The organism is Pseudomonas sp. LjRoot277 (assembly GCF_964253845.1).
Taxonomy (GTDB): domain Bacteria; phylum Pseudomonadota; class Gammaproteobacteria; order Pseudomonadales; family Pseudomonadaceae; genus Aquipseudomonas.
This window is the reverse complement of record NZ_CAXURI020000001.1, coordinates 2,551,918-2,575,506: the sequence shown is the minus strand read 5'-3', so window position 1 is coordinate 2,575,506 and position 23,589 is coordinate 2,551,918. Positions and strand designations below refer to the sequence as shown.

Here is a 23,589-nt window from a genome sequence, read left to right as displayed (position 1 = left end):
GACCGCTGCGCGGCCGAACGCAGGCTTCGCCAGCTGCTACAAAAGATGCGTCGCAGCCAATATTTTTTAACGGTCTTAGAGACCCCAGCGCAGCATTAACAGCACCAGCACGACAAGGAACACCGTCTCCCCCACCATCAACAGGATCGGCTTGATGCCGACAGCGGCCAACTCCTTGAGCTGGGTTTTCATGCCCAGGGCGCTGATGGAAACCACCAGGCACCAGCGCGACAATTCATTGACCGATCCCTGCACCACCGGGACTACCCAGCCGGTGCTGTTGATACAGGCCAGAATCAGAAAACCAACGGCGAACCATGGCAGCAGCGGCGGTCGTTTGCCGGTCGGGTCGGCGCCCTGCATGCGGGTAATCATGGCGGCGCAGACAATCACCGGCAGCAGCATGGCGACCCGCATCAGCTTGACCACCGTGGCGGTATCACCGGTCTCGGTCGACATGCTGTAACCGGCACCGACGACCTGGGCGACATCGTGGATGGTCGCCCCCAGGAACACGCCCGCCACCTGTGGCGACAACGACAGCCAGTTGGCAATCATCGGGTACACGATCATCGCCAGGGTCGACAGCGCCGACACCCCGATCACCGTGAATAACGTCGCGCGTTCTTTCTGCGGATGGTTCGGCAATGCCGCCGCCAGCGCCAATGCCGCCGATGCACCACAAATCGCAGTGGCCCCACCGGTGAGCATGCCGAACAAACGCTGAAAGCCCAGCGCCTTGGCCGCGATCACTGAAACGCCGATGGTCACCACCACCAGAATCACCACCAGGGCCACAGGCTTCCAGCCCAGCGCGGCAATCTGTTCGAGGGTGATGCGCATGCCCAGCAAGGCCACGCCGATGCGCAACACCGTGCGCGCAGTGAACTCGATACCAGCCTTGCAGGCACCGTCACCGGCCAGAAAGTTCAGCGCCATACCCAGCAACAAAGCGAACAACATCACCGGCGCACCGTAGTGCTCGGACAAAAAGGACGCTGCGGCAGCAACGATCAAGCTGACGACAAAACCTGGCGCCAATTCGCGCGTTCGGCTGTGGATACGGGTGAGAGCGATGGCGCTCATGGCGCGGCCTCCTCGGGAACGATGACGATGAACGCCTGGCCGTCGATGATCTCGACCGGGTAGTTGGCGACTTTGACAGCAGTGGAATTGAGCAAGTAACCGCTGCGCAGATCGAAGCGCAGGCCGTGGGCGCAGCATTGAATCACCCGCCCCTCAAGGCGCCCGCCACACAGCGAGGCGCCTTGGTGGGGGCAACTGTCGTCGATGGCAAACACGTCACCTTCGACGTTGAATAACGCCAGGCTTTTGTCATCGAATTCGAACAGTGCACGACCGCCCGCCTGCGGGAGTTTTCCGGCAGGCACGGGGATACGAAGGCTCATGCCGGTTGCCGCTCGTAATCACTTTTCTTGAGTGATTCGTTCATGGCCCCGAGCAGCGCCTGAGCAGGTTGTGCACCGATCACCGTCATGCGGCGGTCGAACTGAAAGCTCGGCACGCCACTGGTCGCGCCGGGGAAGCCATCGAATGGCGTGGCGTCGCCCTTCAGGCAATCGAGCACCGCGTCTGTATCGACGCCGCAGGAGCGGGCAATGGCGAGCAAGGTCTCGCTGCACCCCAGGTTTTCGCGTTTGCGGAAATAAGCGGCGAACAGCCGTTCGAGCAACATTTCACGCTGAGTAGCATTGCCCAGTACGCTGACTCGTTCGAACAAACGGTGGGCGTCTGCGGTGTTGGGCATCGTCTCGATGTGGCTGAGGTCGATGGTCAGTCCAACCGCCGCGGCAGCCTGCTGTACCTGGGCTTGGCGCATGGTCATAGCGTCGGCGTTGCCCAGACGTTTGCGGTAGAAATCGGCGAAGGGCTCACCTTGTACCGGCAACTGAGGCAGCAACTGCACGCCATGCCACACCGTGGTGATCTGCACATCCGGGTGGCGACTGCGAAACTGTACCTGCGCATGCTCCAGTTGACGCTTGCCGATCAGGCACCAGGGGCAGATGAAATCGAAGAACACATCAATACGTAAACGACCACTCACAACTTCACCTCTAACACCGCTTTGCTCATCGAATCGTGGACTTGCTCGCCCTTAAGCCGGGCAATGTCCTTGTGGTAATGACACTTGGCATAAAAGAACACGGCCGCTGCCGCGAGGCTGACCAGTGGCACTAATTGAAAAGCAGCCTGCAAGCCGATGAGGTCGGACACCTTGCCGGTGATGAACGGCCCAGGCGCCAGCCCCAACATGTTGTTGGCCAGGGTCAGCGTGGCGAAGGCCGTGCCATGGACCGAGTAATGGGTCAGGTTGGCAACCATCGCTCCGCAAGGGCCGGTCGTGCCGGCGGCAATCAACATGCCCAGGCAGATCAGCACCAATTGCACAGGCCCTGCCGGCAGTGCGAACGCCGCCGACAACAGCAGGCAACTGCCCAGGCAATAGGCGATGGCCAAGGCGACTTTGCGCTCCGGCGAATGGCGCGACAGTCGATCGCTGAGCATGCCGCACAGGATCATCCCCGCACCGCTGCACAGCACGATGATCGCCGCGACACCGCCCGCCTTGTCCGTGGCCATGTCGTAATAACGATTGAGGTAACTGGGCATCCACACAATGACGGTGCCGCCGACGAACAGTTGCAAGCCACTGCCGATGTAGGCAGCGATGACCGAGCGGCTGGAAAACAGCGTACGCAACGGACGCTTGACCGCTGCAGCCGCCTTGTTCGCCGCCAGGGAGGCACGTTGCGGCGCAATGCGCGCTTCCTTGACGATGACTGGGTAAAGCACTGCCAGCAGCAGGCCGAACAGCGCCATACCGGCAAACGACCAGCGCCAGCCAAGCTTGGCGGCGATTGCACCGCCCAGCGCCATGCCTAATACCGAACCGAACATGCCACCCGCCATGAAGGCACTGGTCAGCGTTGCACGCAGGTGTTTGGGAAACACCGAAATCACCACCGCGATGCCGACGCTGCCGTACGCCGCTTCGCCGACGCCGACCATGAACCGTGCAATGAACATCTGCTGATAGTCCTGCGCCACGGCGCAGCCCAGCGTCGCCAGGCTCCACAGCAAGGCCATCAGAGCCAGGCTCTTGACCCGGCCGAAGCGATCCGCGAGCAATGACAGGGGAAATGTCAGCAGGCCCACCATCAGGGCGACAATGCCACTGAGCAGACCGAGCTGGCCGTCGCTCAAGGCCCATTCGCCCTTGAGCATCGGGAACACTGCGTTCAGCACCTGGCGCGACATGTAATCGGAAATCAACAGCCCGAACGTCAGTGCGAAGACGATCCAGGCATACGGACGCGCAACACCGACAGCACAGTCGTCATCGTCTGCGGCGATTGGTAGAAAGGCCATGCAGCCTCCTCAAAGCTTTGTTTTATTGTTGTTATCAAGCGTGTTGCAGTGCAGACAGCGGGAGGTCATTGATCTCCCGCTTCGTCTGCCGATCAGCCGCGTTGCGGCACACCTTTCTGCCCGGCCTTGCGGTTGGGGGCCATACCGTTGGCCAGCAGCGTTTCTTCGATGCTCTGGTACTGCACGCCGATGCGGTAGATCTCACGGGCTTCTTTGCCGGTGGCGATTTCGCGACCCAGTTCATGAGCGATGCGCACGGTCTGCTTGATCTGCGCAACTGAGCCGAAACGATCGCCCTTGTGATCAATGATAGTGTCTTCATTGCCCACACGCGGGTGCATCCCCATGGCCATCGACATGGTGTTGAACGGCATGACGTTCTTGAGCAGCGACTCGGAGGTCAGGGTGCAACCGTCTGGCGCGCGGTGGATGAAGTTGAAGAAGTTGAACGGATTTGGGCCATCGAAACCGCCGCCGATGCCGATCCAGGTCAGGTTCAACGGGCCCTTGTAGACGCCCTTGCGCACCAGACGCTCGAGGGTTTCCATCGCGTGCATGCCAGTCAGCTGGAAGTGCGGCTGGATACCGTTGTCCATCAGACGCTTGAGGTGTTCGGCGACCCAGGCCGGGCCTGCCGGCACGGTCATTTCGCTGTAGGCGGCCTGATACAGGGGATTGGCCAGGGACGTGCCTTCCAGGTATTCCGGATACAGCAGTTCCATGATGTTCATCTGGGTGGTGTTGATGGCCACCGTGACCTGATCCGGCTTTGGCGTCAGCTCGGCCAGCATGTGGCGCGTATCGTCAGACAGCCACTTGGCGGCTTCGCCATCGCTTTCCGGCGCGAAGGAAATCGAACCACCGACCTGGATGATCATGTCCGGCACGGCTTCACGCACACCGGCGATCAACTCATTGAACTTGGACAGGCGCTTGGAGCCCTTGCCGTCCAGTTCGCGCACATGCAGGTGCAGAACCGTGGCACCGGCCTCATAACATTCGACCGCTTTTTGCACCTGTTCGTCCATGGTCAGCGGGATGTCTTCGGGGAAGTCTTCCGGCATCCATTCCGGGCCGTACGGGGCCACGGTGATGACCACCTTTTCCATGTTTTCCGGGTGCAGGGAATCGTCGAAGAATTGCATGAGTTACTCCTGTTTTTATGATTGTCGCGCCCACCCGGGATCGTGCCGGGCAGACGTCTTTACGAGTGCGAATGCAGAAGGGGTCGATCAGTAAGTCTTGTCGCCGATGATCCCGGCGCGGTCCATCTTGCGATGGCACGGCGGGTAATCCATGACGGCGTAATGCTGGGTACTGCGGTTGTCCCAGATGGCGATGCTGTTGGGCTTCCAGCGCCAGCGCACTTGATACTCGGGGATGTACGCCTGGCTGATCAGGTAGCGCAGCAACTCGCTCGCGCCAGGGTTGGCGTCCTGGCCGAAACGCACCCGCTCGGGGGTGTGGTAATTGCTCAAGTGCGTCGTGAAGGCGTTGACGAACAGCACCTTCTCGCCGGTTTCCGGGTGCGTGCGCACCACCGGGTGCTCGGCATCCGGGAATCTCTCCCTGAGTGCCAGGCGTTTTTCGATCGGCATGGCCGCACCGAAGCTGGCTTCGATACTGTGGCGGGCGCGCAGGTCGGCAATCTTCACCTTCACGTCTTCCGGCAAGCGCGCGTAGGCCTCGACCATGTTGGCCCACATCGTGTCGCCGCCCACCGGTGGGCACTCCACGCAGCGCAGCACGCAGCCCATCGGCGGGGCCTCACGCCAGGTGGCATCGCTGTGCCAGGAGTTTTCATAGCGGTCCGCCGGCTGGTCCGGGTTCTTGTAGATGCGCACCAGCCCCGGATGATCCGGGTCGCTGCCCGCCACCGGGTGATCTTCCAGCTCGCCGAAGCGACGGGCGAAGGCCAAGTGCTCGGCGCGGGTGATGTCCTGGTCGCGCAGGAACACCACGCGATGCTTGAGCAATTGCGCACGAATCTCGGCAAACAGGCCATCGTCATGCACCGCGTCGGCAAGGTTGACGCCAATCAGTTCGGCGCCAATGCTGCAGGTCAATTGTTCGACTTTCATGGCAGACGACTCCCTTAAATGACGAAAATCGACGAGCCCGTGGTCTTGCGTGATTCCAGGTCGCGATGGGCCTGGACGGCATCCTGCAAAGCATAGTGCTGGTTGATCTCGATCTTGATCCGACCGCTGCCGACATGGTCGAACAACTCGCCCGCCAACACGGCTTTTTCCGCCGGATCGGCGATGTAATCGGCCAGGGCCGGGCGGGTCATGAACAGCGAGCCTTTCATCGCCAGCATCACCGGGTCAAAGGCCGGGATCGGACCGGATGCCGTGCCGACGCACACCATCAGGCCACGACGCTTGAGCGAATCCAGCGAACCCATGAAGGTGTTTTTGCCGACGCTGTCGAACACCACATTGACACCGACGCCATCAGTCAACTCGCGAACGCGCTGGGCGACGTCTTCATGGCTGTAGTTGATGACATGCTCGCAGCCATGGGCACGAGCGATTTCACCCTTGGCCTCGGTGGACACAGTGCCAATGACGTTCAGGCCGAGCAGCTTGGCCCACTGCGAAACGATCAGGCCCACACCACCAGCGGCGGCGTGCAACAGAATGCTGTCGCCGGCCTTGAAATCGTAAATGCGCCGCATCAGGTACGACGACGTCAGGCCGCGCATGGTCATGGCCGCGGCGGTCTCGAAACTGATGGTTTCCGGCAGTTTGATCAGCGGCGCGGCCGGGATCAGTCGTTCGGTACTGTAGGCACCCAATGTATTGAGAAAACCGGTGTAGGTGACGCGATCACCCACGCGGACATTGGTAACCCCCTCGCCGATGGCCTGGACCACACCGGAGGCTTCAACCCCCATGCCATTGGGCATCGGGATCGGGTAAGTGCCATTGCGAAAGTAAGTGTCGGCATAGTTCAGGCCGACCGCCACATGACGAAGACGAACCTGGCCTGGACCGGGATCGCCAACTTCGACCTCCTCATAACGAAGGACTTCGGGACCACCGGTTTCGTAGAAGCGTACGGCTTTGGCCATTTTTTCTTATTCTCCAATCTGCAAGATGGGCGTGCTGCGTCGAATTGCGCTGATTGGACTGTAGGACGCCGTCTGGCGAGTCGCTTCTCATCAGACGACAATGGCTTTTCATTTCATGACAACTACTTGGCTGTACGAATCCCGGAAACGAGAAAGCCCCGGCAAGTGGGGCTGATGCTGTTCACTTAAGGTTGGGGTACATATCCGTTTCTGCGGTGATGGCGGCTTATGGTTCCGCTCTTACAGCGGGTCACTTTCGAAAAGCGCGAAAGTAACCAAAGCGCTTCTGCCCCTGACGTTCGGTGCCTCGCCTAGGCTCGGCATGCCCTCGCTCCGGTCCTGCTCCGTGGGCCCGCCGCCATCGGCCATCCATGGCCGGGGGCGGCTAACCCGGCATCCATGCCGGGTTGCCCACTGCGCAGAACCTCCACTCGGCCTCTCGAGGGGGCGGTGAATCAAGATCAAAGGCTGCAGGCGAGCTAACGCTCGGCCTGTTGAGTGGTGAGGAGCGAAAGTTGTACGCCGATCTGCTTAATGTGGGAGCGGGCTTGCTCGCGAAGCTGTTGATCTTGCCGTTGCCGTTGCCGTTGCTTTTGATTTTGATCTATTGCCCCTTTCCCAGAGGCCGAACGCAGGCGTTGCGCAGGGGGCACCGCGGCAAGGATGCCACGGTAGCCGCCCCCGGCCATGGATGGCCGATGGCGGCGGGCCCCCGGAGCAATGCCGGAGTGAGGGCATGCCGAGCCTTAGCGAGGCACCGAATGGAGGGGCAAAGCCTTTTGCTTCCTTTTGGGCGTCTGCAAAAGGGAGTCGCTGTAAAGCGAAACCGCCAGCAGCCATCACCGCAGAAACGGATATGTACCCGGTTTCGGGGGGGCTAGGCTCAATGGTGCTGACGTTGTCTCTGTAGCTCTGTCTTCAGCCAGGTGCTCGTCGGCTGGACGCCTGTCGAGCAACGCACTTCATAGGCTTTGCCACTCATGCTGCTTTTAGTGGCAGCGAGATCGATGAAGTCTTCTGCGCTACTCACCAGGTTCTTGCCTTCGAGATAATTCAGCTTCTTTTCGAGGTGTGCCCGAGCCTGGGGCCCAGGGTATTCACTGCCGTTGCGCACGAACTTACACTCACTGCGCTCCACAAAATCCAGCAAGCCCTTTATCTCCTGGTTCGCCTGTGGAGAGGTTTGAGCCTGTGCACCGCCCGCCACCGCAAAAAGGCCGATAGAAGCAGTGATCAACCATTGGCGGAAAATGGGCCGAGTCGCTGCTACTTTCAAAATCCACATGGTTCTTCCTTGTCCAAAAAGGTAACTGTAGCGCGACGTCACCCGAGCAACCAGCAGAACGCTGTGCGATGTGGTTCGTTCGAAAGGATCAACCTGTGGAAGAGAAAGGGGATCAATGAGCCCAATGCCTCTGTGCGCGAGCAGTTGGCCAAAGTCGCAGTTACTTATCCCTGTATCGGCATCAGACTCATTGATCATTGCCCAGCTCAATGTTGGGCGATTTCCATCTAACTGAATGGAGATGCATTGGCGCGTCATTAGCGGCCATGCACTGTTTTTTTAACAAAACAACTTCGGCACGTCTAATCACCTTTTTCCCCGACCTTATATGCTCCGGATATATCGGCACCACCATTCGTCGCATCAAAAACGCTGCGCGATTTTTTTGACTATTGCTGGCTTAAGGTTTGCAGAAGATGCTCGTAGCAGCCCCAGAACGACGTAATTCTGACGCGGCAGCACTTTAATTAACGCTTAGGACGCCAGCGATGCGCTTGGTCAGTCACCGGGAGAAGTAACGTGTCAACTCTCAATGAAATCGCAGCGAACCACGCGAGAATGGCCAAGGCTCTTGTCGAAGAGTCGACCGGGCTGAATGAGCGCCACACCCAGATTGTGGACAGTTTCGAAGTTCCATCCATGGATGCGCAACACATGCCTCTGCACCTTATCGCCGGAGTGCAGGACAACCATTTCGGGCAAGCAACGGCCTACTTGCTCTGACGGTGTTTGATCCGGGCAGCCGTTGGGCAGGCGGTAATGGTCTGCCTGCCGGCGCGGTGAGGTCGAGTACCACTTCTTGGCCTAAACTCAACTGACTAGCCCGTTGGGGAGCTGCCGGAGTGGCATTCCCATGCTCGAAACTTTAGAGATGTCGCGCGTCAAGCGCTTCGCCGCAAACGTTGCCGGTCGAGATTTCGCGGTCGGTGACATTCATGGCCATTTCACTCGGTTGCAGGATGCTCTGGATGCAGCGGGGTTCAACCACTTGCGAGATCGCCTGTTCAGTGTTGGCGATCTGATTGACCGTGGGCCCGAGTGCCTAGATGCGCTCGATTGGCTGGACAAGGCATGGTTCCACCCGGTGCGAGGCAACCATGACGACTACGTGGTGTGTTTCGATACCTGCGATGTCGACAGCTGGATCGACAACGGTGGTTCATGGTTCGTGGACCTGCCGCTGTTCGAGAAGCAAGCATTTGCGGCGCAGTTCGCCAAGCTCCCTATCGCGATCGAAGTCGAAACAGCATTCGGCCTGATCGGCATCGTGCACGCCGATTGTCCGTTTCCATCATGGCAGCAACTGCGAAAGGAACTGGAGTCGCCGGAAAGCAACAGGCGTCTGCAGGAGGTGCAGCACTACTGCATGTGGTCACGAAGGCGGATCGATCAGCAGGAGACACATGGCGTTGAAGGCCTGCGCGCACTGGTCGTAGGGCATACGCCGCTTTATATGCCCGTCAGCCTTGGCAATGTGATTCACATTGATACGGGTGGCTGGAGGCCGGACCGTGGTTATTTCACCCTGCTGGATCTCGAAACGCTCGAAACCATCCCCGCAAGCTGACTCAACACCGATCGGCCAACGCCATTCACTCAAAAAAAACCCGGCCACATCAGCCGGGTTCTTTATTTACAGATTCAGGTGGCATCACTGCCACCGACCATCAACAGCACTTCGGTCCAGCCTTGCTTCCGTAACGAGCTTCCTGGCGTTCCCGAAAGAACACCTCATAACTCATCACCGGTTTGTCCGGGTGCTTGGTTTGCATGTGCTCGACGTAGGTGTCGTAGTCGGGCATGCCGACCATCAGGCGCGCGGCCTGACCGAGGTATTTACCGAGGCGACTCAAGTCATTGAACATGCTGCAATCCTCGATCAAGCGTCCGGCAATGCCTGGAATGGCGCTTCTTTATCCGTACGTTCTTTGGTGCCCCAGGCGGCGATACCGACCTTGAGTGCAAAGAACAGGATGCTGAAGACCACCAGCAAGAACAGCGCGGTCAGCGTTGCGTTGGTGTACGCGTTGTAGATCACGTGCTGCATCTGGTCGATGCTCTTCGCCGGGGCGAGGATCTGACCGTTGGCCAGCGCATCGCTGTACTTCTTGGCCAAGGCCAGGAAACCGATCGCCGGGTTGGCATCGAACAGCTTGATGAAGCCGGCGGTGGTGGTACAGATCAGCAGCCACACGGCGGGCAACATGGTGACCCACACATAGCGCTGGCGTTTCATTTTGATCAGCACAACGGTCGCCAACATCAGCGCGATACCGGCCAGCATCTGGTTGGAGATACCGAACAACGGCCACAGGGTGTTGATGCCGCCCAGCGGATCGATCACGCCCTGGTACAGCAGATAACCCCACATCGCCACACAACCGGCGGTCGCGATCAGGTTGGCGGTCCAGGATTCGGTGCGTTTCAGCGCCGGCACGAAGGAACCGAGCAAGTCCTGCAGCATGAAACGTCCGGCACGGGTACCGGCATCGACGGCCGTCAGGATGAACAGCGCTTCGAACAGGATCGCGAAGTGGTACCAGAACGCCATGGTGTTTTCACCCGGCAGAAGGTGGTGCAGGATCTGCGCGATACCGACTGCCAGGGTCGGCGCACCGCCGGCACGGGCCAGGATGGTGGTTTCACCGATGTCCTTGGCCACTGCTTGCAGCGCTTCCGGGGTAATCGCAAAGCCCCAGCTGCTGACGGTCTGAGCAACCGAAACAGCATCAGAGCCGACAAGCGCCGCCGGGCTGTTCATGGCGAAGTACACGCCTGGTTCGATCACCGACGCAGCCACCATCGCCATGATGGCCACGAAGGATTCCATCAGCATGCCGCCGTAACCGATGTAACGGGCATGGCCTTCGCTGGCCAACAACTTCGGCGTGGTGCCGGAAGCAATCAGCGCGTGGAAACCCGAGACCGCGCCACAGGCAATCGTGATGAACAGGAACGGGAACAAACCGCCCTTCCATACCGGCCCGGTACCGTCGACGAACTGGGTGAGTGCCGGCATTTTCAAGTCGGGCATGGTGATCAGAATGCCAATCGCCAAGGCCACGATGGTGCCGATTTTCAGGAAGGTCGACAGGTAGTCCCGCGGCGCCAGAATCAGCCACACCGGCAATACCGCCGCAACAAAACCGTAGCCGATCAGCATCCAGGTGATCTGGATCCCGGTGAAGGTAAAGGCCTTGGCCCAGACCGGATCAGCGGCAATCTGCCCACCCAGCCAGATCGAACCGAGCAGCAGCAACACGCCGACAACGGAGATTTCACCGATGCGACCCGGACGGATGTAGCGCATGTAAATGCCCATGAACATCGCGATCGGGATGGTCGCCATCACCGTGAAAATACCCCACGGGCTTTCGGCCAGGGCCTTCACAACGATCAACGCCAGCACCGCGAGGATGATGATCATGATCAGGAAGCAGCCAAACAGCGCGATGGTCCCGGGGATGCGGCCCATTTCTTCACGGACCATGTCGCCCAGGGAACGACCGTTGCGGCGAGTGGACATGAACAGGACCATGAAGTCCTGAACGGCACCGGCCAGCACCACGCCGGCAATCAGCCACAGCGTACCGGGCAAATAGCCCATCTGCGCCGCCAGGACCGGACCGACCAGCGGCCCCGCGCCAGCGATGGCTGCGAAGTGGTGACCGAAGAGTACGTGTTTGTTGGTCGGCACGTAGTCCAGACCATCGTTATTAACGACAGCCGGCGTGGCACGATTGGGATCGAGTTGCATCACCTTGGTGGCGATGAACAGGCTGTAGTAGCGGTATGCGACGAGATAAATAGCGACTGCTGCGACTACGATCCAGAGGGCATTGATCGCTTCGCCGCGGCGCAGGGCCACGACACTTAGCGCAAACGCTCCCAGGACAGCCACGGCAAACCAGGCGAGGTGTTTAGCCAGACGGGGCATAGCGTGTCTCCTGCCGACAGCCAGTGGACTGCGGCGGTAATTTTTATAATTGTGTCCGCTGTGCGGAGCTGGCCCAATATCCCCGCATGCCGTCTACAAATAAATCCGCGTTACTACGTACGTGTCGTCTACGTAGTTCTACGTAGACGCCGCTCCCACAGGGGAATGGTCTACACCTGCGAGTAATTGGTCGGCTGTCAGGCCGCCATCGCGAGCAGGCTCGCTCCCACAGTGGATCGGGTAAGCCTTTTGCCCCTCACCACTCAACAGGCCGAGCGTTAGCTCGCCTGCAACTTTTGATCTTGATCCACCCGCCCCATCGGGAGGCTGAGTGGAGGTGTTCATCCGGGGAGTGGCGCGCAGCGCCGTTCGACGCAGTCGAACACGCTGCATGTAGGTCGTCGCGAAGCAGACCGGAGGGCAGTGTCCCCGGATGGATACCGGAGCGAAGGAACGCCGAGCCCAAGCGAGGGGCCGGACGCTCGGGGCGAAACCCTAAGTGGCCGTTACTGCAGAAATGGATATGTTCACCTGAGGTCATTCCGTCCAGCACCGCTACTGGACGCGCGTATCTTTGACATATGATGCCGGGCCTTAGCATCCCCTCAGCCCGGTCAGGAGCCAAGATGCAGCTCAAACACAAAATCGTCGCGCTCGGGATTCTTCCGCTGGTGTTGGCCATCGCCGTCATCTGCGCGCTGGTGATCTCCATGAACCGGCAACTGGGTGAACAACAGGCGCAACTGATCGAAGACAGCATTCTGGCCAGCAAGCGCGCAGAACTTAAGAACTACGTCGAAATGGCGCAAAGCCTGATCGAGCCGCTGTACGACGACGGCCACGGTGATGAACACGCACAACAAAAAGTGCTGGAAGAACTGCGCAAGCTCAGCTTTGGCATCAATGGCTACTTCTTCGTCTACGACCACGAGGGTCGCAGCCTGATGCACGCGCGCCAGTCCGAGCTGGTGGGCAAATACCTGTGGGACATGAAGGACCCTCACGGTTTGCCGGTGATCCAGGCGTTGCTCAAAAGTGCGCAATCGGGCGAAGGCTTTCAACGCTATGCCTGGAACAAACCCTCTTCCGGCCAAGTGACCGACAAGCTCGCTTATGTGGTGATGCTGGATCGTTGGGGCTGGATGCTCGGCACCGGCATCTACCTTGAAGACGTTGAGCGCGCGACCCAGCAAGCGCGTGACGAAGTGGCCCAGGGCATTCGTAAAACCATGCTGGCGATTGCCGCGGTGGCCCTCGTGGCGGTGTTGTTTGTCTTCGCCAGCGGCATGACGCTGAACGTCAGCGAACATCGTCTGGCCGACAAAAAACTTCAGCGCCTGACTCAGCGTATCGTCAGCTTGCAAGAGGAAGAGCGCTCACGGGTTTCCCGTGAACTACACGACGGCATCAGCCAGCTACTGGTCTCCATCAAGTTTCAGTTCGAGCTGGCCAACCATCTGCTCGAGAATGGGCAAGCACACGACAAGGGTTTGAGTACGCTGAGGGACGCCACGGAACGCCTGGGGGAAGCGATTGGCGAGGTTCGCAGCCTCTCCCACGACCTGCGTTCCTCGCTGCTCGACACCCTGGGGCTGCCGGCGGCGATCGGTCAACTCGCCGCGGAATTCGAGCAACGCAGCGGCCTGGTGGTGACTTACAACGACAACGAATTCGACTGTCACTTGGTCGATGGGGCAGCGGTCTCGCTGTTTCGCATCGTGCAAGAAGGCCTGACTAATATTGAACGACATGCACAGGCTAAAAACGTCTCCATTACCCTGCACGGGTCTGAAGATTCCATACGGTTGACGGTGGTCGATGACGGTATCGGTTTCAACGTCGCCCAGGTCGAACGTCGTCATGCGGGCATTGGCCTGCGTAATATCCGTGAGCGTGTCGAGCATTTTGGTGGACGATTCGACCTGATCTCGATGCCGGGACGAAGCGAGCTGGACGTTTGGCTGCCAATGAAAATGCCCGGTGCAACACACTGACTCGCCCCCTGACAACAAGAGTGAATACCCGCGATGAACCTGCCCTACCCGATCCGCGTCGCCCTGGTCGACGATCACGCCCTGGTCCGCGACGGGATCAAAGCGCTGCTGGCGGTCATGGCCCCCCTGGAAGTGGTGGGCGAAGCCGAGAGTGGCGCGGATGCCATTGAAATGGTCGGACGCTGCCAGCCGGACCTGTTGCTGGTCGACATCAGCCTGCGGGACATGAACGGGCTCGAGCTGACCCGGGTGTTACGCAGCCAGTACCCGTCGCTCAAGGTGCTGGTGCTCAGCATGTACGACAATAATGAATACGTGAGTGAGTCCGTTCGCGCGGGGGCCAGCGGCTATGTACTGAAGAATTCACCGTCGCGGGAAATCATCGCGGCGATCGAAGCCATCGCCAGTGGCGGCACGTTCTACAGCGCCGAGATCGCCCAGCGGCTCATCGCCGATAAAAATACCGACAACGAGCTGACACCGCGCGAGAGCCAGGTGTTGTACAAGATGGCTCAAGGGCTGAACAACAAGGAGATGGCCCGCGAACTGGACATCAGCGTTCGCACGGTAGAAACCCATCGCCTGAGCATCCGGCGCAAACTCAACATCGACAAACCGGCGGCCCTGGTCAAATACGCGATCGATCACGGGATCATCTCTCGGTAGCAGGCATTAATACTCAATGGAAAACCCGGCCTCATCAGCCGGGTTTTTTTTGGTTTTTTATTGGTAACAGCCATCCCCTCCACCCTTTTCACCACCGTCCGACCAGAAACTCATTTCAGGGACTTGCGCTAACGGTATTATGGTATACCATCAGACGCACAGACACTCTCACCCTACACGGAGCAGCTCATGAGTTTCGAAATCCGCAAGATCGTCAGCTATGTCGAAGAAACCTTTATCGAAGGCGGCAAGGCCACCGATAAACCAGTGACCATGGTCGGCCTGGCCGTCGTGATGAAAAACCCTTGGCTGGGTCGCGGCTTTGTCGAAGACCTGAAGCCGGAAATTCGCGCCAACTGCTCCGACCTCGGTGCGCTGATGGTCGAGCGACTGGTCGGCATCATCGGCGGTGCCGAGAAGATCGAGGCTTATGGCAAGGCCGCTGTCGTGGGCGCCGACGGTGAAATCGAACACGCCTCCGCCGTCATTCACACCCTGCGCTTCGGTAACCATTACCGTGAAGCGGTGAAAGCCAAGAGCTACCTGAGCTTTACCAACAAGCGCGGCGGCCCGGGCACTTCGATCCAGATTCCGATGATGCACAAAGACGATGAAGGCCTGCGTTCGCACTACATCACCCTGGAAATGAAAATTGAAGATGCACCGCGTGCCGACGAAATCGTGGTGGTACTGGGTTGCGCCGATGGCGGCCGCCTGCACCCTCGCATCGGCAACCGTTACATCGACCTGGAAGAGCTGGCCGCTGAAAACGCCCAGTAATCAAGGTTGGTAAGAACAACAAAAAGGCATGCAGGAGCGCTCCATGATTCGGCTCACCGCTGAACTCACCCCGGCTGGCACCAGTTACCTGGCGACCGGCCAAGGCCAGCCCGTGGTTTTGATCCACGGCGTGGGCCTGAACAAAGAAATGTGGGGCGGCCAGGTCGTTGGCCTGGCCACGAAGTACCGCGTGATTGCCTACGACATGCTGGGCCATGGCGCCAGCCCGCGCCCGGAAAGCGGCACCCCCCTGCTCGGCTATGCCGACCAGTTGCTGGAGCTGCTCGATCACCTGCAATTGCCCCAGGCGACGGTGATCGGTTTTTCCATGGGCGGGCTGGTCGCGCGGGCATTTGCCTTGCATTACCCGCAACGCCTGCAAGGCCTGGTGGTGCTCAATAGCGTGTTCAATCGCAGCCCCGAACAGCGTGCCGGCGTCATCGCCCGTACCGCTCAAGCGGCCGAGCACGGACCGGATGCCAACGCCGAAGCCGCCCTGTCGCGCTGGTTCAGCCGCGAATATCAGGCGGCCAATCCGGCGCAGATCGCGGCCTTGCGCCAAACCCTGGCAGACAATGACCCGCAGGGTTACCTGACCACCTATGAACTGTTCGCGACCCAGGACATGTACCGCGCTGACGACCTGGGCAGCATTCAGGTGCCGACACTGATCGCCACCGGTGAACTGGACCCTGGTTCGACACCGGAAATGGCCGAGCAATTGGCCGCACGTATTCCCGGCGCGACAGTTGCCGTGCTCGCCGAGCAGCGGCATATGATGCCCGTAGAATCACCGCGCCTGGTCAACCAGCTGCTGCTGGAATTTCTCGACACCGCGCACTCCCGACAAAACCAAATAAAGGGGATCGTTGCATGACACTCGCACGCTTCCAGATGTGCATCGGCGGTGAATGGGTCGATGCCCTGTCCGGCAAGACTTTTGAAAGCCTGAACCCGGCGCTGGCCCAAGCCTGGGCCGAACTGCCCGATGCCGACGAAGCCGACGTCGAGCGCGCCGTACAAGCGGCGCAGACGGCTTTCGACAGCCCGGCCTGGCGCGGTTTGACCGCCACCGCCCGCGGCAAACTGCTGCGGCGCCTGGGCGATCTGATCGCCGAAAACAAGGAACACCTGGCGCAGCTGGAAAGCCGTGACAACGGCAAGCTGATCCGCGAAACCCGTGGTCAGGTCAGCTACTTGCCGGAGTTCTTCCACTACACCGCGGGCCTGGCCGACAAACTTGAAGGCGGCACCCTGCCCCTCGATAAGCCGGACCTGTTTGCCTACACCGTGCACGAAGCCATGGGCGTGGTCGCGGCGATCATTCCCTGGAACAGTCCGCTGTACCTGACCGCGATCAAACTGGCCCCGGCCCTGGCGGCGGGCAACACCATCGTGATCAAACCGTCGGAGCACGCCTCCGCAACCATTCTCGAACTGGCGCGTCTGGCGTTGGAAGCCGGCATCCCGCCGGGTGTGGTCAACGTCGTCACCGGCTACGGCCCAAGCACTGGCGCGGCACTCACCCGCCATCCGCTGATCCGCAAAATCGCCTTCACCGGCGGCGCTGCGACGGCACGGCATGTGGTGCGCAGCAGCGCCGAGAACTTCGCCAAGCTGTCGCTGGAACTGGGCGGCAAATCGCCGAACATTATCTTCGCCGACGCCGACCTCGACAGCGCGATCAACGGCGCGATTGCCGGGATCTACGCGGCCTCCGGTCAGAGTTGCGTCTCCGGTTCGCGATTGTTGGTGCAGGACGAAATCTACGATGAGTTCGTCGATCGTTTGGTCGAACGCGCCAAACGCATTCGCATCGGTAACCCGCAGGAAGACAGCAGCGAAATGGGCCCGATGGCCACCGCGCAGCAACTGGCGGTGGTCGAAGGCCTCGTCGCCGATGCCATCGCCGAAGGTGCGCGCCTGCGCCTGGGCGGCAAGCGTCCGCAGAACCTGGGCGATGGCTGGTTCTACGAGCCAACCTTGTTCGAATGCGACCGCAACTCGATGAAGATCATGCAGGAAGAAGTCTTCGGTCCAGTGGCCTCGGTGATTCGTTTCAAGGATGAAGCCGAAGCGTTGGCGATTGCCAACGACTCGCAGTTCGGCCTCGCCGCCGGCATCTGGACTCGCGATCTGGGCCGCGCTCATCGCCTGGCCCGGGATGTGCGATCCGGGATCATCTGGGTCAACACCTACCGCGCCGTGTCGGCCATGGCACCGATCGGCGGCTTCAAGAACAGCGGCTATGGACGCGAGAGCGGCATCGATTCGGTGCTGGCCTACACCGAGCTGAAAACGGTGTGGATCAACCTCTCCCAGGCACCGATGCCTGACCCCTTCGTGATGCGCTAGGAGATTGACGAAATGATCGAACCCGGCATTTACAAAGACGTCATGAGCTCGTTCCCATCCGGGGTCACGGTGGTCACCACCCTGGACCCGGACGGCGGCATCGTCGGTATTACCGCCAGCGCTTTCAGTGCGCTGTCGATCGATCCGGCACTGGTACTGTTTTGCCCCAACTATGCCTCTGACACCTACCCGATCCTGCGCGACAGCAAGCAGTTCGCGATTCACTTGCTGTCCGCCGACCAGACCGCCGAAGCCTATGCGTTTGCCGGCAAAGGCAAGGACAAGGCCAATGGCATCGACTGGCACTTGAGCGCGCTGGGTAATCCGCTGCTGGGTAACGCCACGGCGATCATCGAGTGCGAACTGTGGCGCGAATACGACGGCGGTGACCACGCGATCATCGTCGGCGCGGTGAAGAACCTGATTCTGCCCGAGCAACCGGTGACGCCGATGATCTATCACAAAGGCAAGCTGGGCCCTTTGCCCGCCCTGGCCTGACGGGTTTACTCAAAACCCTGTGGGAGCGGGCTTGCTCGCGAATTCGGTCGCACATTCAACATTGATGCAGACTGACACACCGCTTTCGCGAGCAAGCCAGCTCCCACAAGGGACTGCGGTGAGAGGATGATGATGAACAATGAAAAGTACGAAAAAGGCCTGAAAATCCGCACCCAGGTGCTGGGCGAAGCCTACGTGAAACGCTCCATCGAGAACGCCGACGACTTCACTCGGCCGCTGCAGGAAATGGTCACCGAGTACTGCTGGGGCCATGTCTGGGGCCGTGAGGGTTTGTCGCTTAAAGAGCGCAGCATGATAAACTTGGCCATGATTTCGGCCCTCAATCGGCCTCACGAACTCAAGCTGCATGTACGTGGCGCCTTGCGTAACGGACTGACTCGTGAACAAATACGCGAAATTCTGCTTCAGGTCGGTATTTATTGCGGTGTCCCCGCTGCCGTAGACAGTTTCCGGCTCGCCCGTGAAGCGTTCGCCGAAGCCGATGCCGAGGCCTCCAGTTAACCCTTGGCTGTTTGATCTGACCGAGCACGGAGATTCTTGCGATCGAAGTGCTCTTTTTGCATGGACAGCCACACTCAGAGCGGACCCCATGAAACGCCTGCCACTCGACGACAGCTTCAAGGTCAATCGCAACCCCGTTACCCTGCGCGAAATCGTGCTGGATAAACTGCGAAGCGCCATCATGAACTTCCAGCTCCTGCCGGGAGACCGTCTGGTCGAGCGCGATCTGTGCGATCGCCTGGGCGTCAGCCGCACGTCCGTACGCGAAGCCTTGCGTCACCTGGAATCCGAAGGCCTGGTGGAATTCGCCGACGCCAAGGGCCCTCGGGTCGCCATCATTACCCTCTCTGACGCCGGTGATATCTACGAGCTGCGTTGCGTGCTCGAAGGCCTGATCGTCCAGCTGTTCACCCTGCGCGCCAAGGCCAAGGACATCAAGGCCCTGGAAAAAGCCCTCGAGGAAAACCGCAAGGCCCTCAAGGACGGCGAGCTGCAACAGGTGATCGATTCGGTTCAGGGCTTCTACGATGTGCTGCTCGAAGGCTCCGGCAACCATGTCGCGGCCACTCAGTTGCGTCAGTTGCAGGCACGAATCAGCTACCTGCGGGCGACGTCGGTGTCCCAGGAAAACCGGCGCGGCGCGAGCAATCAGGAAATGGAACGCATGGTCGAGGCAATCAAGAGTGGCGACCCCCTCGCCGCCCACCAGGCTTGCGTCGACCACGTGCGCGCCGCCGCAACCGTCGCCCTCGATTACCTCAAGCGCAAACAGGAAGAGACCGGGAAAATTCCTGAGATCACCCTGCCGATCGCGCTTAAAGAACCGCGCATAGGTCGCTAAAGATGTTCAGCCCGAGCTTTTGCCCAAAGTGCGGCGGCAGTGACCTCGGTCACCAGCTGCCGCCAGGCGATACGCACGAGCGCCTGATGTGCCGCGGCTGCGGCTACATCCATTACGTCAATCCGAAAATCATTGCCGGCTGCATCATCGAGCAGGACGGCAAGTATTTGTTGTGTCAGCGCGCCATCCCGCCGCGCCCTGGTACCTGGACGCTGCCGGCCGGCTTCATGGAAGGCGGCGAGACCACCGAACAAGCAGCGTTGCGCGAAGTCTGGGAAGAGAGCGGCGTGCGCGCGGAAATTCTTTCGCCCTACTCGATCTTCAGCGTGCCGAAGATCAGCGAGGTGTACATCATCTTCCGCGCCATCGCCCTGGAGATCACCGGCCAGTATGGGCCGGAAACCCTCGACTACAAATTCTTCGCACCCGAGGACATCCCTTGGGACAGCATCTACTACCCGGCGATCCGGCAGATCCTCGAGCGCTATATCGAGGAACGCCAGGCCGGGGTCTATGGCATTTACATCGGCAACGACGATATCGGCAAGATTCACTTCATCCGCTGACAGCCCTCAGGGCGCCACGCCCTCGACAATGATGATCTCGGCCCGGGCCACGCCCTCACGGTGCCGTTTCGCTTCCTGATATTCCTCCGATTGGTAGCAGGCCAGCGCCTGTTCGTACGAGTCGAATTCAATCACCACGTTGCGCTGCGGCGTGGGCCCGCCTTCCAGTGCTTCGCTGCGCCCGCCCCGGGCCAACATCCGTCCGCCATACAACGCGAAGGCCGCCGGCGCCCGCTGGGTGTATTGGCTGTATTGATCGGGGTCGGTGACATCTACATGAGCAATCCAGTACGCCTTCATAGTGACCTCTCGGTTTATTTTGTATTATGGTATACCACAAAATATTTCCATCAAACACTGAGAATCCCAACATGGCCTTCAACAGCATCGAAGAAATCATCGAAGACTATCGACAAGGCAAGATGGTGCTCCTGGTCGATGACGAGGACCGGGAAAACGAAGGCGACCTGCTGCTGGCCGCCGATTGCTGCACGGCCGAGGCCATCAGCTTCATGGCCCGGGAAGCGCGCGGCCTGATCTGCCTGACCCTGACCGACGACCACTGCCAGCGCCTCGGGCTGGAGCAGATGGTGCCGAGCAACGGCAGCGTGTTCAGCACGGCGTTCACCGTTTCCATCGAGGCCGCCGTGGGCGTGACCACCGGCATCTCCGCCGCCGACCGGGCGCGTACCGTGGCAGCCGCCGTCGCCGTTAATGCCGGGCCCGCCGACCTCGTGCAACCCGGTCATATTTTCCCGCTGCGCGCCAAGGAAGGCGGTGTACTGACTCGCGCCGGTCATACGGAGGCCGGTTGCGACCTGGCACGCCTGGCCGGCTTCACGCCCGCCTCGGTGATCGTCGAAGTGATGAACGATGACGGCACCATGGCCCGCCGCCCGGACCTGGAAGTGTTCGCGCGCAAGCACGGGATCAAGATCGGCACCATCGCCGACCTGATCCACTATCGCCTCAGCACCGAAAGCACTGTCGTGCGTATCGGTGAACGTGAACTGCCCACGGTGCATGGCACTTTCCAGCTGATCACTTTTGAAGACCGCATCGAAGGCGGCGTCCACATGGCAATGGTCATGGGCAAGTTGCACCGGGACGAACCGACGCTGGTGCGCGTGCACGTGATCGATCCGCTGCGCGATCTGGTGGGCGCCGAATACAGCGGCCCGTCCAACTGGACGTTGTGGGCGGCGCTGCAGCGAGTCGCCGAGGAAGGTCGTGGCGTGGTGGTGGTGCTGGCCAATCATGAGTCGTCGCAAGCGCTGCTGGAGCGTGTGCCGCAGCTGACCCAGCCACCACGGCAGTTCAGTCGTTCGCAGTCGCGCATCTATTCTGAAGTGGGTACCGGGGCGCAGATTCTGCAGGATCTTGGCGTGGGCAAGCTGCGTCATCTTGGTCCTCCGCTGAAGTACGCGGGTTTGACCGGTTACAACCTGGAAGTGGTGGAAAGCATCCCCTTCACCGAATGATTTCGGGCTTTTCTCCATAAACGTACGGGCCACTGCCCGGTGGCCTGACGGTAAAAAAAGCACTTTTGGCTGATAGCCGGTAAGGCAAAGTGCTTGCACAATGTTTGGAATACCATAATATGATATTCCATAGACCGGACGACCGTAACAGGCCAGATGGACCTACTGCTCCCGATCGGCGGGCACTAAAAGCCCCGCTCATAAACACAACAATGAGGGCGTGAAAATGGTGTTGAACAAACGTGCAACCGCAATACTTTTTGCGGGACTGCTGAGCGTGACCAGCCAGGCATTGATGGCGGCCGAAAGCGTCAACTTCGTCAGCTGGGGCGGTAGCACCCAGGATGCGCAGAAGCAGGCCTGGGCCGACCCGTTCAGCAAAGCCAGCGGCATCACCGTGGTCCAGGATGGCCCAACCGACTACGGCAAACTCAAAGCCATGGTCGAAAGCGGCAATGTGCAGTGGGACGTGGTCGATGTCGAAGCCGATTTCGCCCTGCGCGCCGCCGCCGAAGGCCTCCTCGAACCCCTCGATTTCACGGTCATCCAGCGCGATAAAATCGACCCACGGTTTGTCTCCGATCACGGCGTTGGCTCGTTCTTCTTCTCCTTCGTCCTCGGCTACAACGAAGGCAAGCTCGGCGCCAGCAAACCTCAGGACTGGTCCGCGCTGTTCGACACCAAGACCTATCCCGGCAAACGCGCCCTCTACAAATGGCCAAGCCCGGGTGTGCTTGAACTGGCGCTGCTGGCCGATGGCGTAGCCGCCGACAAGCTCTATCCGCTGGACCTGGATCGCGCCTTCAAGAAACTCGACACCATCAAGAAAGACATCGTCTGGTGGGGCGGCGGTGCCCAATCGCAACAGTTGCTCGCCTCGGGCGAAGCCAGCATGGGGCAGTTCTGGAACGGCCGGATCCACGCCCTGCAAGAGGACGGCGCGCCAGTGGGCGTGAGCTGGAAACAGAACCTGGTCATGGCCGACATTCTGGTCGTGCCCAAAGGGACAAAAAACAAGGCCGCAGCCATGAAGTTCCTGGCCAACGCCAGCAGCGCCAAAGGACAAGCTGACTTCTCCAACCTGACCGCCTATGCGCCGGTCAACGTCGACAGCGTGGCGCGCCTGGATTCGGTGCTGGCCCCTAACCTGCCGACTGCCTACGCTAAGGATCAGATCACTCTTGATTTCGCGTACTGGGCCAAAAACGGTCCGGCCATCGCGACACGGTGGAACGAATGGCTGGTCAAATGAAAATGACGGTAACCGCGTCCCGTCAACCCACGCAGGTCGGGAGCGCCACTGGCGCTGCCGGCTCGGCACTCGGCAAGGCGGCTGCGATGAACCAATCCCCTTCCATGGCACAGCGCTGGCGCGGTTCAAGCAACCTGATCCCCGCCTTGGTGTTCCTCGGCCTGTTCTTTCTGGCGCCGCTGATCGGGCTGCTGCTGCGTGGCGTGCTGGAGCCGGTACCGGGGCTGGGCAACTACGAGCAGTTGTTCGCCAACTCGGCCTATGCACGGGTCTTGCTCAACACCTTCTCGGTGGCCGGACTGGTGACATTGTTCAGCCTGCTGCTCGGTTTCCCACTGGCCTGGGCCATCACCCTGGTGCCCCGTGGCTGGGGTCGCTGGATCCTCAACATCGTGTTGCTGTCGATGTGGACCAGCCTCCTCGCCCGGACCTATTCCTGGCTCGTGTTGCTGCAAGCCTCCGGGGTGATCAACAAGGCGCTGATGGCGATGGGCATCATCGATCAGCCGCTGGAGATGGTGCATAACCTCACCGGCGTGGTGATCGGCATGAGCTACATCATGATCCCGTTCATCGTGCTGCCGCTGCAGGCGACCATGCAGGCCATCGATCCGATGATCCTGCAAGCTGGTTCGATCTGCGGCGCGAGCCCCTGGACCAACTTCTTCCGGGTGTTCCTGCCGCTGTGCCGGCCTGGGTTGTTCTCCGGTGGCCTGATGGTGTTCGTGATGTCGCTTGGGTACTACGTCACCCCGGCGCTGCTGGGTGGAGCGCAGAACATGATGCTGCCCGAGTTCATCATTCAGCAGGTGCAGTCGTTCCTCAACTGGGGCCTGGCCAGCGCCGGTGCCGCGTTGCTGATCGTCATTACGCTGGTGTTGTTCTACTTCTACCTGAAGCTCCAGCCGGAATCCCCGGTTGGCGCCAGCAACGCGAGGTAAGC

At 60.1% G+C, this 23,589-nt stretch carries 25 protein-coding genes; 14 read left to right on the top strand and 11 right to left on the bottom strand.

Annotation, left to right across the window (positions count from 1 at the left end; all coding sequences use genetic code 11):
* Positions 1-75: 75 nt before the first annotated feature.
* From ACSQ87_RS12220 to ACSQ87_RS12185, 8 genes are all read right to left on the bottom strand, one after another.
* A complete protein-coding gene (locus tag ACSQ87_RS12220; protein ID WP_436273606.1) occupies positions 76-1,086 on the bottom strand; it encodes a YeiH family protein in 1,011 nt (336 codons plus the stop codon).
* On the bottom strand, positions 1,083-1,409 hold the full coding sequence (locus ACSQ87_RS12215; protein WP_150655558.1) for a Rieske (2Fe-2S) protein: 327 nt from the start codon (positions 1,407-1,409) through the stop codon (positions 1,083-1,085). Before ACSQ87_RS12215 ends, ACSQ87_RS12220 begins: the two co-directional genes overlap by 4 nt.
* Positions 1,406-2,068: a DsbA family oxidoreductase gene (locus ACSQ87_RS12210; protein ID WP_223431491.1), complete on the bottom strand. Its 663-nt coding sequence runs from the start codon at positions 2,066-2,068 to the stop codon at positions 1,406-1,408. The genes ACSQ87_RS12215 and ACSQ87_RS12210 overlap by 4 nt, the downstream gene beginning before the upstream one ends.
* A complete protein-coding gene (locus ACSQ87_RS12205) occupies positions 2,065-3,393 on the bottom strand; it encodes an MFS transporter (protein ID WP_223431490.1) in 1,329 nt (442 codons plus the stop codon). The genes ACSQ87_RS12210 and ACSQ87_RS12205 overlap by 4 nt, the downstream gene beginning before the upstream one ends.
* Positions 3,394-3,485: 92 nt before the next feature.
* The gene (locus ACSQ87_RS12200) at positions 3,486-4,538 is read right to left on the bottom strand and encodes a 3-keto-5-aminohexanoate cleavage protein (RefSeq protein ID WP_095129703.1); all 1,053 of its coding nucleotides are present in this window, start codon (positions 4,536-4,538) and stop codon (positions 3,486-3,488) included.
* Positions 4,539-4,625: 87 nt separating this feature from the next.
* Positions 4,626-5,474 carry a TauD/TfdA dioxygenase family protein gene (locus tag ACSQ87_RS12195; RefSeq protein ID WP_223431489.1) on the bottom strand — a complete coding sequence of 283 codons (849 nt, stop codon included), beginning with the start codon at positions 5,472-5,474 and terminating at the stop codon, positions 4,626-4,628.
* A gap of 14 nt (positions 5,475-5,488) precedes the next feature.
* Positions 5,489-6,469, bottom strand: coding sequence for a quinone oxidoreductase family protein (locus ACSQ87_RS12190; RefSeq protein ID WP_223431488.1), 981 nt, complete (start codon positions 6,467-6,469; stop codon positions 5,489-5,491).
* Between the two features lie 883 nt (positions 6,470-7,352).
* Positions 7,353-7,754 (bottom strand): DUF5329 domain-containing protein, encoded by a 402-nt coding sequence (locus ACSQ87_RS12185; protein WP_223431568.1) that lies wholly within the window; start codon positions 7,752-7,754, stop codon positions 7,353-7,355.
* Between the two features lie 519 nt (positions 7,755-8,273).
* On the opposite strand from ACSQ87_RS12185, the gene ACSQ87_RS12180 reads away from it, so the two are divergent.
* Complete coding sequence (locus tag ACSQ87_RS12180; protein WP_140682326.1) at positions 8,274-8,477, top strand: hypothetical protein; 204 nt, start codon at positions 8,274-8,276, stop codon at positions 8,475-8,477.
* 130 nt (positions 8,478-8,607) lie between these two features.
* The gene (locus ACSQ87_RS12175) at positions 8,608-9,321 is read left to right on the top strand and encodes a metallophosphoesterase (protein WP_223431487.1); all 714 of its coding nucleotides are present in this window, start codon (positions 8,608-8,610) and stop codon (positions 9,319-9,321) included.
* Positions 9,322-9,421: 100 nt separating this feature from the next.
* Here the strand turns inward: ACSQ87_RS12175 and ACSQ87_RS12170 are convergent, their stop codons facing one another.
* Both ACSQ87_RS12170 and ACSQ87_RS12165 read right to left on the bottom strand, forming a co-directional pair.
* Positions 9,422-9,619 carry a YbdD/YjiX family protein gene (locus ACSQ87_RS12170; RefSeq protein WP_007900300.1) on the bottom strand — a complete coding sequence of 66 codons (198 nt, stop codon included), beginning with the start codon at positions 9,617-9,619 and terminating at the stop codon, positions 9,422-9,424.
* 14 nt (positions 9,620-9,633) lie between these two features.
* A complete protein-coding gene (locus tag ACSQ87_RS12165) occupies positions 9,634-11,691 on the bottom strand; it encodes a carbon starvation CstA family protein (RefSeq protein ID WP_134418055.1) in 2,058 nt (685 codons plus the stop codon).
* A 626-nt stretch (positions 11,692-12,317) separates the two neighbouring features.
* Here ACSQ87_RS12165 and ACSQ87_RS12160 point away from each other — a divergent pair.
* The 9 genes from ACSQ87_RS12160 to ACSQ87_RS12120 all read left to right on the top strand — a co-directional run bounded on the left by ACSQ87_RS12160 (position 12,318) and on the right by ACSQ87_RS12120 (position 19,913).
* Positions 12,318-13,685 carry a cache domain-containing protein gene (locus ACSQ87_RS12160; RefSeq protein ID WP_223431486.1) on the top strand — a complete coding sequence of 456 codons (1,368 nt, stop codon included), beginning with the start codon at positions 12,318-12,320 and terminating at the stop codon, positions 13,683-13,685.
* Between the two features lie 33 nt (positions 13,686-13,718).
* Complete coding sequence (locus tag ACSQ87_RS12155) at positions 13,719-14,351, top strand: response regulator (RefSeq protein WP_033057767.1); 633 nt, start codon at positions 13,719-13,721, stop codon at positions 14,349-14,351.
* A gap of 189 nt (positions 14,352-14,540) precedes the next feature.
* The gene (locus tag ACSQ87_RS12150) at positions 14,541-15,131 is read left to right on the top strand and encodes an amino acid synthesis family protein (protein WP_223431485.1); all 591 of its coding nucleotides are present in this window, start codon (positions 14,541-14,543) and stop codon (positions 15,129-15,131) included.
* Between the two features lie 43 nt (positions 15,132-15,174).
* Positions 15,175-16,008 (top strand): alpha/beta fold hydrolase, encoded by an 834-nt coding sequence (locus ACSQ87_RS12145; protein WP_046049786.1) that lies wholly within the window; start codon positions 15,175-15,177, stop codon positions 16,006-16,008.
* On the top strand, positions 16,005-17,486 hold the full coding sequence (locus ACSQ87_RS12140) for an aldehyde dehydrogenase (protein WP_033057762.1): 1,482 nt from the start codon (positions 16,005-16,007) through the stop codon (positions 17,484-17,486). The genes ACSQ87_RS12145 and ACSQ87_RS12140 overlap by 4 nt, the downstream gene beginning before the upstream one ends.
* Before the next feature lie 12 nt (positions 17,487-17,498).
* On the top strand, positions 17,499-17,984 hold the full coding sequence (locus ACSQ87_RS12135) for a flavin reductase family protein (RefSeq protein WP_033057760.1): 486 nt from the start codon (positions 17,499-17,501) through the stop codon (positions 17,982-17,984).
* Positions 17,985-18,116: 132 nt separating this feature from the next.
* Positions 18,117-18,506 (top strand): carboxymuconolactone decarboxylase family protein, encoded by a 390-nt coding sequence (locus tag ACSQ87_RS12130; RefSeq protein ID WP_134417102.1) that lies wholly within the window; start codon positions 18,117-18,119, stop codon positions 18,504-18,506.
* Between the two features lie 88 nt (positions 18,507-18,594).
* On the top strand, positions 18,595-19,347 hold the full coding sequence (locus ACSQ87_RS12125; RefSeq protein WP_046049782.1) for a GntR family transcriptional regulator: 753 nt from the start codon (positions 18,595-18,597) through the stop codon (positions 19,345-19,347).
* Between the two features lie 2 nt (positions 19,348-19,349).
* Positions 19,350-19,913, top strand: coding sequence for an NUDIX hydrolase (locus ACSQ87_RS12120; RefSeq protein WP_223431484.1), 564 nt, complete (start codon positions 19,350-19,352; stop codon positions 19,911-19,913).
* A gap of 6 nt (positions 19,914-19,919) precedes the next feature.
* On the opposite strand, the gene ACSQ87_RS12115 is transcribed toward ACSQ87_RS12120, so the two are convergent.
* Positions 19,920-20,213, bottom strand: a complete 294-nt coding sequence (locus ACSQ87_RS12115; protein WP_046049780.1) for a DUF1330 domain-containing protein — start codon at positions 20,211-20,213, stop codon at positions 19,920-19,922.
* Positions 20,214-20,284: 71 nt separating this feature from the next.
* Here ACSQ87_RS12115 and ribBA point away from each other — a divergent pair, with 71 nt between their 5' ends.
* From ribBA to ACSQ87_RS12100, 3 genes are all read left to right on the top strand, one after another.
* The gene (gene ribBA / locus ACSQ87_RS12110) at positions 20,285-21,394 is read left to right on the top strand and encodes a bifunctional 3,4-dihydroxy-2-butanone-4-phosphate synthase/GTP cyclohydrolase II (RefSeq protein WP_223431483.1); all 1,110 of its coding nucleotides are present in this window, start codon (positions 20,285-20,287) and stop codon (positions 21,392-21,394) included.
* A 226-nt stretch (positions 21,395-21,620) separates the two neighbouring features.
* Positions 21,621-22,646 carry an ABC transporter substrate-binding protein gene (locus tag ACSQ87_RS12105; RefSeq protein WP_046049778.1) on the top strand — a complete coding sequence of 342 codons (1,026 nt, stop codon included), beginning with the start codon at positions 21,621-21,623 and terminating at the stop codon, positions 22,644-22,646.
* Positions 22,643-23,587 carry an ABC transporter permease gene (locus ACSQ87_RS12100; RefSeq protein WP_223431482.1) on the top strand — a complete coding sequence of 315 codons (945 nt, stop codon included), beginning with the start codon at positions 22,643-22,645 and terminating at the stop codon, positions 23,585-23,587. The genes ACSQ87_RS12105 and ACSQ87_RS12100 overlap by 4 nt, the downstream gene beginning before the upstream one ends.
* Positions 23,588-23,589 lie beyond the last annotated feature (2 nt).